Origin of the sequence: Streptomyces sp. NPDC002884 (genome assembly GCF_040295245.1) — a bacterium.
GTDB lineage: Bacteria > Actinomycetota > Actinomycetes > Streptomycetales > Streptomycetaceae > Streptomyces.
This window is the reverse complement of record NZ_JBEOVB010000001.1, coordinates 765,386-777,793: the sequence shown is the minus strand read 5'-3', so window position 1 is coordinate 777,793 and position 12,408 is coordinate 765,386. Positions and strand designations below refer to the sequence as shown.

The 12,408-nt window shown below is 71.3% G+C and carries 13 protein-coding genes; 11 read left to right on the top strand and 2 right to left on the bottom strand.

The genetic code is table 11. The features are described from left to right. Positions 1 to 25: 25 nt before the first annotated feature. On the bottom strand, positions 26 to 1,426 hold the full coding sequence (locus ABT070_RS03430; protein WP_351753950.1) for a polysaccharide pyruvyl transferase family protein: 1,401 nt from the start codon (positions 1,424 to 1,426) through the stop codon (positions 26 to 28). Positions 1,427 to 1,664: 238 nt separating this feature from the next. Here ABT070_RS03430 and proB point away from each other — a divergent pair, with 238 nt between their 5' ends. The 5 genes from proB (at position 1,665) to ABT070_RS03405 (ending at position 6,699) form a co-directional block, all read left to right on the top strand. Continuing rightward, positions 1,665 to 2,771: a glutamate 5-kinase gene (gene proB / locus ABT070_RS03425; RefSeq protein WP_351753947.1), complete on the top strand. Its 1,107-nt coding sequence runs from the start codon at positions 1,665 to 1,667 to the stop codon at positions 2,769 to 2,771. A 123-nt stretch (positions 2,772 to 2,894) separates the two neighbouring features. Then, a complete protein-coding gene (locus tag ABT070_RS03420; protein ID WP_451099163.1) occupies positions 2,895 to 3,452 on the top strand; it encodes a DUF8830 family protein in 558 nt (185 codons plus the stop codon). Between the two features lie 144 nt (positions 3,453 to 3,596). Beyond that, positions 3,597 to 4,883, top strand: coding sequence for a glutamate-5-semialdehyde dehydrogenase (locus ABT070_RS03415; protein ID WP_351753944.1), 1,287 nt, complete (start codon positions 3,597 to 3,599; stop codon positions 4,881 to 4,883). A 94-nt stretch (positions 4,884 to 4,977) separates the two neighbouring features. Continuing rightward, positions 4,978 to 5,562, top strand: coding sequence for an SCO2584 family spore wall biosynthesis protein (locus tag ABT070_RS03410; RefSeq protein ID WP_451099165.1), 585 nt, complete (start codon positions 4,978 to 4,980; stop codon positions 5,560 to 5,562). Between the two features lie 66 nt (positions 5,563 to 5,628). Then, positions 5,629 to 6,699 (top strand): SCO2583 family membrane protein, encoded by a 1,071-nt coding sequence (locus ABT070_RS03405; protein ID WP_351753938.1) that lies wholly within the window; start codon positions 5,629 to 5,631, stop codon positions 6,697 to 6,699. 66 nt (positions 6,700 to 6,765) lie between these two features. On the opposite strand, the gene ABT070_RS03400 is transcribed toward ABT070_RS03405, so the two are convergent. Then, positions 6,766 to 7,923, bottom strand: coding sequence for a M48 family metallopeptidase (locus ABT070_RS03400; protein WP_351754435.1), 1,158 nt, complete (start codon positions 7,921 to 7,923; stop codon positions 6,766 to 6,768). A gap of 156 nt (positions 7,924 to 8,079) precedes the next feature. Between ABT070_RS03400 and ABT070_RS03395 the strand changes: the two genes are divergently transcribed. The 6 genes from ABT070_RS03395 (at position 8,080) to ABT070_RS03370 (ending at position 12,365) form a co-directional block, all read left to right on the top strand. Continuing rightward, the gene (locus tag ABT070_RS03395; protein ID WP_020127786.1) at positions 8,080 to 8,241 is read left to right on the top strand and encodes a hypothetical protein; all 162 of its coding nucleotides are present in this window, start codon (positions 8,080 to 8,082) and stop codon (positions 8,239 to 8,241) included. A 144-nt stretch (positions 8,242 to 8,385) separates the two neighbouring features. Next, entirely contained in the window at positions 8,386 to 8,550 is a 165-nt protein-coding gene (locus ABT070_RS03390) for a hypothetical protein (RefSeq protein ID WP_310430738.1), read from the top strand. Between the two features lie 97 nt (positions 8,551 to 8,647). Beyond that, positions 8,648 to 9,274: a nicotinate-nucleotide adenylyltransferase gene (gene nadD / locus ABT070_RS03385; RefSeq protein ID WP_351753934.1), complete on the top strand. Its 627-nt coding sequence runs from the start codon at positions 8,648 to 8,650 to the stop codon at positions 9,272 to 9,274. 16 nt (positions 9,275 to 9,290) lie between these two features. Continuing rightward, complete coding sequence (locus ABT070_RS03380; RefSeq protein WP_351753932.1) at positions 9,291 to 11,123, top strand: LCP family protein; 1,833 nt, start codon at positions 9,291 to 9,293, stop codon at positions 11,121 to 11,123. Positions 11,124 to 11,244: 121 nt separating this feature from the next. Next, positions 11,245 to 11,697, top strand: a complete 453-nt coding sequence (rsfS, locus tag ABT070_RS03375) for a ribosome silencing factor (RefSeq protein ID WP_351753929.1) — start codon at positions 11,245 to 11,247, stop codon at positions 11,695 to 11,697. Further along, positions 11,694 to 12,365 carry a histidine phosphatase family protein gene (locus tag ABT070_RS03370; RefSeq protein ID WP_351753926.1) on the top strand — a complete coding sequence of 224 codons (672 nt, stop codon included), beginning with the start codon at positions 11,694 to 11,696 and terminating at the stop codon, positions 12,363 to 12,365. Before rsfS ends, ABT070_RS03370 begins: the two co-directional genes overlap by 4 nt. The last annotated feature ends 43 nt before the right edge of the window (positions 12,366 to 12,408 follow it).

The window sequence follows — 12,408 nt, the reverse complement described above, 5'->3', positions numbered from 1 at the left end:
TGCCGTCCGACGTGCTCGGCCGGTCCTACTTGCTCGGCTTCAGCGCGCGGCGCAGCGGGCCGCCCACCGCGCGCTTCGCGCGACGGTAGATCGACGGGGCGGGGATGACCGCGGCGGCCTTGGCCGCGGCCTTCGCGCCGGGCCGGTTCTTCGCCAGGTCCCGCTTCAGCTGGGCGTTGTGGGAGTCCAGTTCGGTGATGCGCTGCTGGAGCCAGCCGAACCTGCCGGCCAGCGAGGCCAGGTCGGCGTCGTTCCAGGGGCGCACGCCCGCCGGGAAGGACAGCGAGCGCAGCTTCTTCTCGAAGGCCACGCCGCCGTCGCCGTGGGTGAAGGTGTTCGGCAGCCCGTTCTTGTCCAGGAACGCGGTGAACCGGTCGAAGCGCTCCTTGTGGTTGCCGCTGAGCCCGGTGAAGTCGGCCTCCTCGTACAGCTCGGCCGGGTCGAGGTCCGCGGGCACCTCGCTGAGCAGCCGGTGCGGTATCTCGAAGTAGCGGCACAGCTCCAGCGTGCGCGAGTCGAAGGCCAGCACGGTCGCGGGCGTGCCCGCCAGCAGTGCCGCGATGTTGCCGTGGATGCGCGAGCCGAACGAGTAGTCGAAGTCCCGCAGGTCGTCGATCCAGGTGATCGGGTCGATGTAGACCCGGGCCTTGTCCTCCCGGTACATCGGGTGGTCGGGGTGGGTCGGCATCTCGGTGATCCGGCCGGCCGGGGAGTCCACGTCCCGCCAGTGCAGCTGCTTGGCGTCGGTGAGGTTCTGGCCTATGTAGCGCAGGTTCGGGTAGCGCTCGTGGGTGCGGGTGATGACCTTGTGCAGACCGCCGCCGCGCACCGCCGTGTGCGAACCGTTGACGGCGATCCGCGCCTCCGCGGTCAGGGTCCGCGTCTTCTTCTCGACGGGCAGCCGGTCGCCGTGCATGAACATCGACGGGCAGCCGATGACCTCGACGTCCCGGAAGCCCATGTCGGTGAGGTACTGCTCGGTGAACTCGCCCCGCACGCCTATGGAGGCGCTGCGCTCCAGCACCGCCGCGCAGAAGGCGCGCACGCTGGGCTCCATGGGCTTCAGCCGCGCCGGGTCGTAGGTCACACCGGTCTGGGCGCCGACGCCCATCACCACGACCGGGATCTTCAGCTTCGATATGAGCCTGGTCAGCCGTTGCAGCGGCTGCTCGAAGGTCGGCCGGAACGCGTTGGCGAGGGGCACGACGAAGGCGTCGTACTCCTCGTTGATGCGGGCCGCCGCGTTCACGTCGGTCCGCATGCCGTTCGAGAAGACCTCGGAGTCCGGCGTGGTGAGGATCTTGTGCGCGGCATCGCTGAAGATCAGGTTGCCGGAGTTGGTGGCGATCACATCGCGGTGGAGGGCTTCCTCGACCGGGACGACGTCGAAGGGGCTCTTCCCCGATCTAAGGAGTATGCGCTTCACAGAGCGAACTGTAGGTGACACAAACTTCAAAATAAATTTGTGTTCTCTTCAAATCAGATGGGGAACCAGTACAACCTTTTTTGCCGTACGCAAAGCGTGAGCGAACGGTTACGGCCGAGTGCTGTCCGCGAAGTGAAACCCCTGCGCGGCCTCCGCCCCTGTTCGCGTAGATTGCCAGGCGGGCAGCCGTCGACCTACGCGAGGGGCGAAGAACAAGGTGGCAGGGGCAAGGCAGGCCGTGAGCGAGGCCCGCAGGATCGTCGTCAAGGTCGGCTCCTCGTCGCTGACCACCGCCTCCGGCGGACTCGACGCCGACCGGGTCGACGCGCTCGTCGACGTCCTCGCCAAGAGCCGCAGCGGAGGCGAGAAGGAGATCGTGCTCGTCTCCTCGGGCGCCATCGCCGCAGGACTCGCCCCGCTGGGCCTGCGCCGCCGCCCCCGGGACCTCGCCCGCCAGCAGGCGGCCGCGAGCGTCGGCCAGGGCCTGCTCGTGGCCCGCTACACCGCCTCCTTCGCCCGCTACGGCGTCCGCGTCGGCCAGGTACTGCTGACCAGCGACGACATGAGCCGGCGGGCCCACCACCGCAACGCCTCCCGCACCCTCGACGAGCTGCTCGCGATGGGCGCGTTCCCGATCGTCAACGAGAACGACACGGTGGCCACCGACGAGATCCGCTTCGGCGACAACGACCGGCTCGCCGCCCTCGTCGCCCACCTCGTCCACGCCGACCTGCTGGTCCTGCTGTCCGACGTCGACGGCGTGTACGACGGCGACCCCAGCAAGCCGGGCACCTCACGGATCGCCGAGGTGCGGCGCCCCGGGGACCTGGCGCACGTCGAGATCGGCAGCACCGGCAAGGCGGGCGTCGGCACCGGCGGCATGGTCACCAAGGTCGAGGCCGCCAGGATCGCGGCCGCCGCCGGCATTCCCGTGGTCCTCACCAGCGCCGTCCACGCGGCCGACGCCTTCACCGGCGGGGACACCGGCACCTACTTCCACGCCACCGGCAAGCGCTCCGCCGACCGGCTGCTGTGGCTCCAGCACGCCTCCACCCCGCAGGGCTCCCTGACGCTGGACGACGGTGCCGTGCGCGCGGTGGTCGAGCGGCGCACCTCGCTGCTGCCGGCCGGGATCGCCGCCGTCGAGGGCGAGTTCAGCGCGGGCGACCCCGTCGAACTGCGGGACACCCGGGGGCGCGCGGTGGCCCGCGGCCTCGTCAACTTCGACGCCAAGGAGATCCCCCAGCTGATCGGGCGGTCGACCAGGGAACTGGCGCGGGAGCTGGGCGCGGAGTACGAGCGCGAGGTCGTCCACCGGGACGACCTGGTGATCCTGCACCCGTAAACCCGCTCGAACGGTCCGTACCGGTGGGGGACGTTCCGTGAAACCGCCCCGCGGAGCCGTGCGGCCTGCTCAACTTTGTTCCAGGGACAGATTCCGCACGAGCGCTGCGTAAAGGAGGCCGTCGTGAGACGAGTGCGCCCTGGGGTGGCAGCGACCCGTGGGAGTACCGGCGAAACCGGTTCGGCGGCGCCGCGTACGGCCGGTCCGGCTTCGTCCCGCGCCGCGGGTTCCGCGCCGGCGCGCGCGCCGGGCGAGGAGCGCGCCCTGACCAGCGTGGCGGCGGGCGAGCGGTACCTGGCCCAGGAGGGCGCCGAGTCCCAGGGCGGGCAGCCCGTGGACCTTCCCCGGCTGTGGCATGTCACCCTCAGCGTCTCCGGTGAGGAGGCCCCGCTGAAGGAGGTCCGGCGGGCCCTCGAGCAGCTCGCCCACGACCATCCCTTCCTCCTGACCAGCAGATACGCGGGCGACCACGCCGAGATCCGGTACTGGGAGGAGGCCCGCGACCTGCACGACGCGGCCGCCGTCGCCCTGCGGCTGTGGGGGGAGCACCGCCAGACCGCCGGGCTGCCGCCCTGGGAGATCGTCGGCCTGGAGGTCATCGACCGCCAGACCTACCACCAGCGCATCGCGGAGGGTTATGGACCGGCGCCCGCGACCCCGGTCGGCGTCCATCCGTACTGACGCCGTCGTCGGCGGACCTCGGGAGCGTTCGAGCGGCGCGTCCCGCGGCGCGTCCCGTGGCCCGTCCCAAGGCCCGCCCCGGGGCACATCTCGGGGTGTGGAACGAACGGTGGACCGGCCCGCGCGGCGCACTACCCTTCCCCTATGACCACGCTCTCGCCGTACGACTCCATGTCCCCGGTCACCCGTGCCGCCTACCGCGCCAAGGCGGCCGCCGCCGACCTCGCGCCGCTGCCCCGGGCCGCCAAGGACGACGCGCTGCTCGCCATCGCGGACGCGCTGGAGGTCCGTACGAGCGAAATCGTCGAGGCCAACGCGAAGGACATCGCCAAGGCCCGTGAGGCGGGCACCAGCGAGGCGATCGTGGACCGGCTCACCCTCACCCCGGAGCGGGTGCGGGCCATCGCCTCGGACGTCCGGGACGTCGTCGCGCTGCCCGACCCGGTCGGCGAGGTCGTCCGCGGCTCGACCCTCCCCAACGGCATCGACCTGCGCCAGGTCCGCGTCCCGCTCGGCGTCGTCGGCATCATCTACGAGGCCCGCCCGAACGTCACCGTGGACGCCGCCGCCCTCTGCCTGAAGTCCGGCAACGCGGTCCTGCTGCGCGGCTCGTCCTCCGCCTACGAGTCGAACACCGCTCTCGTCCGAGTGATCCGCGACGCCGTCGGCGGGGCCGGGCTGCCCGCCGACGCCGTGCAGCTGGTGCCCGGCGAGGGCCGCGACAGCGTGCGCGAGCTGATGCGGGCCCGCGGCCTGGTCGACGTCCTGATCCCGCGCGGCGGGGCCTCGCTCATCCGGACCGTGGTCACGGAGTCCACCGTCCCGGTCATCGAGACCGGCACCGGCAACTGCCACGTCTACGTCGACGCCCACGCCGACCTCGACATGGCGATCGACATCCTGATCAACTCCAAGGCGCACCGGGTCAGCGTCTGCAACGCAGCCGAGACCCTCCTGGTCCACCAGGACATCGCCCCCCGGTTCCTGCCGCGCGCCCTCGACGCCCTCGCCGAGGCGGGCGTCACCGTGCACGCCGATGAGCGCGTGCTGGCCTACGCCAAGGACTCCAAGGCGACCGTGGTCGAGGCCACGCCCGAGGACTGGGAGACGGAGTACCTCTCCTACGACATCGCCGCCGCCGTCGTCGACTCGCTGGACCGGGCCGTCGAGCACATCCGGCTGTGGACCTCCGGGCACACCGAGGCCATCGTCACCACCTCGCAGCAGGCCGCCCGCCGTTTCACCCAGTTGGTCGACTCGACCACGGTGGCCGTGAACGCCTCCACCCGCTTCACCGACGGCGGCGAGTTCGGCTTCGGCGCGGAGATCGGCATCTCCACCCAGAAGCTGCACGCCCGCGGCCCGATGGGCCTCCCGGAGCTGACCAGCACCAAGTACATCGTCACGGGCGACGGGCACGTACGGCGCTGAAACCTCCTTCGGGGCGTCGTGAGCGGTGTCTCATCCGGCGGATGAATTTCCCTACCGACTGCCCAAATTGACCCCCCAGGTCTACTCTGGATTCGTGCCGGAGGACGTGGGGGGCAGGCCGTTTCCTGACGGCTGGGAGCCCGACGACGACCACGACCACGGGGTGTCGGACGAAGAGTTCGCCTCCGTGGTCTTCGACGAGGCGTTCATCAAGGCGGCCGTGGTCCACGAGCCGACCGCCGTCGAACGTCTCCTGGCCGCCGCGGAGGCGAGAGCCGAGGCCTCCGAGGCCGAGGCCCGCAGAGCCCGCGCCAGAGGCGACCGCTACGACGACGCCTACGGTTCCGACGGACCCGGCGATTTCGGCCATGATCCCGACCTCGACGATCTGGACGACGCCGACCTCCCCGAGGCATGGGAACGCCGCTACGGCGTCCCCGGGGCGTACGGCAGGCAGGTCCGCTGGCATCGCCCCGTCGCCTGGATGCTGGCTCTGGTCATGGGCGTCGGCATGGTCGCGCTGGCCTTCGCCGCGGTCTACCGGGGCGCCTCGTCGAGCAGCCGGGACCAGCTGCCCTCGCCCGCCACGACCGGTCTCGAGCAGGGAAGCGTGCCGCCTCCCTCGGCGTCCGCCGACTACTCCCAGCCACCCGTGTCGGCCGTTCCGCGTACACCCTGAACGTCTGTCAGAAGTTGTCGTACGGCAGGGCGTTTACCTGGGGTCCGCGCGACCTACTCTGAAAGTATGGCCGGGCCTGGAGACCCACCGGAGGGGACACCCGAGGGCAATCCCGGAGGTGGAGAGGACGAGTACCGATCCGTCGTCTTCGACGAATCGTTCGTCCGTGCTGCCCGCATCCAGGAGTACTCCGCGCAGGAGCGCATGGCCGACCACGCGCCGGCCGTCCGCCGCCGACCGCCCCGGCGCCGGGGCCTGTCGCGGCAGGCACTGATCCTGGTCATGCTGATCGCCGTCGCCTTCGGCACCGCCGTCTACATGGGTGTACGCAACCCCTACCAGAGCCCCGTGGCGCGCCGGTCCGTCGAGCCTCTGCGGATGACCGTCATCCCGCTCTCCCCGCAGGGCGTCGTCCCCGGGGCGGCCGATCCCGAGTCGCTGTTCGCGCGCAGCCCCGCCGCGCACTTCCGCATCGGCGCCGAGGGCATCCCGCTGCCCGCCTCCCGGCGCACCGCGCACTTCTCCGACAGCCAGGTCGTCACCGCCCTGACCGCGGCCAAGGAGTACATCGTGCACTCCTCCCTCTACCCCGAGGTGCTCACCCGGCAGCAGGTGCGGCCCGTGCGGGCCCTGGTCGCCGCCGAGCAGCTCGACCAGTTCGACGAGAGCTTCAGCCACCCGGCCGCCGACGGCAGACACGCGCCGACCGGCTGGCTGGTCCGCTTCGACCCCGCCCAGGCCCAGCTGGCCGACAGCAAGATCCGCGTCCAGGGCACGCTCCAGGCCGCCGAGACCGACTCCGCGACCCTCGAGGTCACCGCGGACCACACCTTCGTGTACGCGCTGCGGCCGACCGGCACGGGCGCCGACACCTCGGCCTCCCTGTTCACCGTCCGCCGCGAGCTGCACTTCCGCTTCGACCGCAACGACCTGCGCACCCACCAGGTCCAGCTGATCGTGTCCTACGTCCAGGCCGGCCCGCTGTCCTGCGCCGAGGACTCCACGAACCATCTGCGTCCCCTGCTGGCCGGCGAGACCGCGAAGACGGGCGGGCCGGCCGGCACGGACCCCTACGCGACGGGCGGCGCGACGGCCCTGTGCGGATCGCTGGCGACGAGCGCCCAGCCGAGGGTGTGAACGCCGCTCAGGGCCGCTCAGGGCCGCGCGAAGCAACGCAGGCCGCGCCTCCGCTGCGGCCGCGGATCAGCCGTCGGCGCGCGGAGGCGTGTCCGTAGGCCCGTCCGGGCCGCCGTCCGAGTCGCCGTCCGGGCCGTCCGCCCCGTTCCTCGGCGGCTGGTCCTCCGCCGGAGCCGAGCCCGCGAACCCGCCGAAGCCGCGGCGCACCCGGCCGCCCAGGTCGCCCGCCCCGCCCGCGATGTCGCTGACCAGCTTCATCAACGGGTCCTTGGAGCTCTTGACGCTCGTCGCGTAGTGGCTCGCGGACTCGCGGAAGGAGTCCGTCACCGAGGTGTCCTTGTCCTCGGTGCGCCGCGGGTAGTGGCCGTCCATGATCCGCTGGTGGTCGCGGGACTCGGCCCACTTCTTCAGCTCGGCCGCGCGCACGGTGGTGAAGGGGTGGGTGCGGGGCAGCACGTTCAGGATCTTCAGCACGGAGTCGCGCAGGTCGCCGCCGGCCTCGTACTCCTCGGCCTGCTTCAGGAAGGCGTCCACGTTCATCTCGTGCAGGTGGTTGCCGCCGGCGATCTTCATCAGGCCCCGCATCGAGGCCTTCAGGTCCTGGCCGACGAGGAGACCCGCCCGGTCGGCGGACAGCTCCGACTTGCGGAACCACTCGCGCAGCGCCGTGACGATCGCCATGATCGCGAGGTTGCCCAGCGGGATCCAGGCGACCCGGATCGCCAGGTTCGTCAGGAACAGCAGGATCGTGCGGTACACGGCGTGCCCGGACAGGGCGTGACCCACCTCGTGGCCGACGACCGCGCGCATCTCCTCCTCGTCGAGCAGCTCGACGAGTCCGGTGGTGACCACGATGATCGGCTCGTCCAGACCGATGCACATCGCGTTGGGCTGCGGGTCCTGAGTCACGTACATCGGCGGGACCTTCTCCAGGTCCAGGATGTAACAGGCGTCCCGCAGCATGTCGTTGAGGTGCGCGAACTGCTGGTCGGAGACCCGCACGGAGTCGGACAGGAACAGCAGCCGCAGACTCCGCTCGGGCAGCAGCCCGCTGAGCGCCTTGAACACGGTGTCGAAGCCGCTCAGCTTGCGCAGCGCCACCAGGGCGGAGCGGTCGGCAGGGTGCTCGTACGCACGGGAGGAGATTCCCGGGAAGCGCCTGCGCTGCCTGCTCGGCACGTTCTCGTGGCCGCTGCCGTTCCGCTCGTGGCCGTCGTCGGACATGTCTTCCCCCATGTGCGTCTGTGTGGCCGCTACCTGTTGTGTGGCCCTCTGCCTGACCCTTTACGGACCCTTGTGCGGCCCTTTGCGCCCCCGAAGCCGAGCTCAGCCTAGGCGGAGTTACCGTGGACGGGCACTACACCGAAGGAGTCCCGCCCCATGGAGCACCACCCCGCAGCCGCCTGGCTCACCGAGGCCGCCGGCGCCGCCCAGCAGCAGGGGGCGGGGAATCTGCTCCGCGTCGTACTGGTCGTGATGATCCTGGGCTGTGTGCTCACCGCGTGGTTCCTGCTGCGGGGCTACAAGCGGAAGGACGACTGAGCCGTCGGGAAGGTTCCCAATGGCGGAGTCGGCGTGATCGCCGCCGGGCCGCCCGCTTACGATGGGCCGACATCTCCATCCCGCCCTCCCCCACTCTCGACTCTCTCGAGCGGGGGGACCACCATCGGATAGGTCCTGCCGAAGATGAGCCTTCACAGCACCGCTGCCCAGCTGGTCACCCTCGCCGCCGAGGGCGAGGAACACGGTGGCAACCACGAGAGCTTGAGCCCGCTGGTCACCGGCGGCAGCGCTTTCCTCATCCTGCTGCTCCTGCTGTGGATCACCACCCGCTTCAACCGCGACCGCTGAGACACGACGTGTTCAACGACGGGCAGTCCGGCATAGCGGGGCGCTCCGGGCATCCGCCGGCCGGGGCCCCGGGACCGGGCCGGTAGGGTCTGCACGCATGGGAGAGCAGGACATGCCTACCGGCCCGTCGAACCCGGGCAAGCGCCGCCTCGGCGTCATGGGCGGGACGTTCGATCCGATCCACCACGGACACCTCGTGGCGGCCAGTGAGGTCGCCGCGCAGTTCCACCTGGACGAGGTCGTGTTCGTCCCGACCGGCCAGCCGTGGCAGAAGACCCACCGCAGTGTCTCCCCGGCCGAGGACCGCTACCTGATGACGGTCATCGCGACCGCCGAGAACCCGCAGTTCTCGGTGAGCCGTATCGACATCGACCGCGGTGGCCCCACGTACACCGTGGACACGCTGCGCGATCTCCGGGCGCTCAACCTCGAGACCGACCTCTTCTTCATCACCGGCGCCGACGCCCTGGGCCAGATCCTGACCTGGCGGGACAGCGAGGAGCTGTTCTCCCTCGCGCACTTCATCGGCGTCACCCGGCCGGGACACAACCTCACGGACCCCGGTCTGCCCGAAGGCGGGGTCTCGCTCGTCGAGGTTCCCGCGCTCGCCATCTCCTCCACAGACTGCCGCGCGAGAGTCGCCAAGGGCGACCCCGTCTGGTATCTGGTGCCTGACGGAGTCGTGCGCTACATCACCAAGCGCGAGCTGTACCGCGGCGAGTGAGCCGAGAGGGGTACCGGTGAACGACCGATACGACGCGGGGTACGGGGGCGACCAGTACGAGCTCGTCGGCTACGACGAGTTCGGGCAGCCCGTCTACCGACAGGTCCCGTCGCAGCAGGTGCCGCAGCAGCCCTACGACCCGTACGGGCAGCAGGGGCAGCAGACGCACCAGTCCCAGGGGCAGCAGGGGTACGGCTACGACCCCTACGACACGGGCGGGCGGCAGACGCCTGCCTACGACCCGTACGACACCGGTCAGCAGCCGCCCACGCCCGCCTACGACCCGTACGACACCGGCCGCCAGGAGTCCGTCGGCTACGACCCCTACGGCACCGCGACCCAGGCCCCGTACGACCCCTACGGGCAGACCGCCGGCGGGCAGCGGCCGCGGGTCGAACAGCCCCGCGCCGCCGAGCAGACCGCGTACATCCCGCAGCAGAGCGGTCCGGTCGAGACCGGGGCGGAGACAGCGGCCGACACCGGCGTCGACGTCGACGGGCGGCCCGGTGCCGCGGCGGACGGGCGCGGTGCGTCCGAAGCGCCCGGGCGACCCCGACAGGACTACGAGACGGAGCAGTTCGCGTTCGTGGAGGAGCCCGACGGCGACTCCGAGGACGTCATCGACTGGCTGAACTTCACCGAGAACCGCACCGAGCGCCGTGAGGAGATCAAGCGCCGCGCGCGCAGCCGCCTCGTCGCCCTCGCCGTGGTCCTCGCGCTGGTCGCGGCCGGGGGAGTGGGCTACCTCTGGTACGCCGGGAAGCTGCCCGGCCTGTCGTCGTCCCCGGACTCCGGCACCGGCGCCACGACCGCCACCGCCGCGCAGAAACGTGACGTCGTCGTCGTCCACCTCCACAACACCTCCGGTGGCGGCACGTCCACGGTGCTGCTCGTCGACAACACGACCACCAAGCAGGCCGCCACGGTCCTGCTGCCCAACTCCCTCGTCGTCACCGACGAGGACGGCACCACGACGACCCTCGCCAAGTCCGTCGACGACGACGGCTCGGCCGGTACGCGCGACGCCCTCGACACCGTCCTCGGCACCGACATCGAGGGCACCTGGCGGCTCGACACGCCCTACCTCCAGAACCTCGTCGACCTCGTCGGCAACATCGACGTCGACACCGACACCGCGGTGCCCGACCCGGCCGCCAAGAAGGGCACGGCACCGCTCGTCGGCAAGGGCGAGGGACAGACCCTCAGCGGCAAGATGGCCGTCGCGTACGCCACCTACCGCGCCACGGGCGAGGCCCAGAACGCCCAACTGCAGCGGTTCGGCCAGGTCATGCAGGGAGTGCTGCGCAAGGTGTCGTCGGACGCGCAGGGCGCCACCGTCACCGTCCAGACCCTGGCGCAGATCCTCGACCCCTCGCTGACCGACAAGGACCTCGGCGCCTTCCTGGCCAAGCTCGCGGATCTCGCCAAGGGCGGCGACTACAAGACCGCGCTGCTGCCCGTGCAGAACGACGGCACCCTCAACGCGGAGGCCAGCGCGAGCGTCGTCAAGGACGTCCTCGGCGGCGCCGCGAAGAGCCCCGACAAGGACGCGGCCGTCAGCGTCTCCGTCCAGAACGCGAGCGGCACCAAGGCATACACCGAGGACGCGCGCGTGGTCCTCCTCAACGGCGGCTTCACCTTCCTGGAGGCCGGCACCCCGTCGAGCACGAAGGCCGCCTCCCGGGTGCTCTACGCGGACCCCGCCGGCAAGGAGAACGCCACTGAGGTCGCCAAGACCCTGGGCCTGGACGCCGACGCGGTGAAGAAGGGCACGGTCTCCGCGAACGCGGACGTCGCGGTAGTCCTGGGCGAGGACTACAAGCCCTCCGCGGCCGGGTCGGCCGACTGAGATCACTCGCGGGGGCCGGACGGAAACGGCCCCCGCGCGGGTGATCCCCTCATCACGTGGGGTGCCGTCGGCGGACCGTGAGACCCTTGGGGACAAGTGTCCGCCGACGGAAAGCCACGTAGTGACCGCCACCGACCGCTCCATCGAGCTCATCCAGTCCGCCGCCCAGGCGGCTGCCGACAAGCTCGCGCACGACATCATCGCGTACGACGTCAGCGACGTGCTGTCGATCACGGACGCCTTCCTGCTGGCCTCCGCGCCCAACGACCGCCAGGTCAAGTCGATCGTCGACGAGATCGAGGAGCGCCTCCAGAAGGAGCTCGGCGCCAAGCCCGTACGTCGGGAGGGTGACCGCGACGCCCGCTGGATCCTGCTCGACTACGTCGACATCGTCGTCCACGTCCAGCACAGCGAGGAGCGCGTCTTCTACGCTCTGGAGCGGCTGTGGAAGGACTGCCCCGAGCTCGAGCTGCCCGCCGACGCCAAGGCGACCCGCGGCAAGGCCCAGGAGCACGCCAAGCTGCAGGCCGAGGCCGAGGAGGACGACACCGCCGGTTTCGGGGACCTGCGGTGAGCGCCCCCGAGCCGGCCGCCGACCGGCGGCCGGGCCGTGGCCGCCGCGTCATCCTGTGGCGGCACGGCCAGACCGCCTGGAACGTGGAGCGCCGCTTCCAGGGCACGACGGACGTGGAGCTGACCGAGACCGGCGTGGCCCAGGCCCGCCGCGCGGCCCGGCTGCTCGCCTCGCTCCGGCCCGACGCGATCGTCTCCTCGGATCTGTCGCGGGCCGCGAACACGGCCGCCGAGCTCGTCGCCCTCACCGGCCTCGAGGTGACCCACGACGAGGCCCTGCGCGAGACGTACGCGGGCCTCTGGCAGGGGCTGACGCACGACGAGATCATCGCCGCCCACGGTGCCGAGTACACGGCGTGGAAGCGCGGTGAGCCGGTCCGCCGGGGCGGCGGCGAACTGGAGTCCGAGGTCGCCGACCGCGCGGCTCCCGTGGTGCTGCGGCACGCCGAGAAGCTGCCCGAGGACGGCACGCTCGTCGTCGTCAGTCACGGCGGCACCATCCGCACCACGATCGGCCGTCTCCTCGGCCTGGACGCCCACCACTGGGAGGCTCTCGGCGGTCTCTCCAACTGCTGCTGGTCCGTCCTCGGTGAGGGCGCTCGGGGCTGGCGCCTGCTCGAGCACAACGCCGGCACCCTGCCCGAGCCGGTGCTCGGCGACGACGACTGAGGGCCGTGCGGCCGCCGGGACCCGGATTTCACTTTCCGGCAGG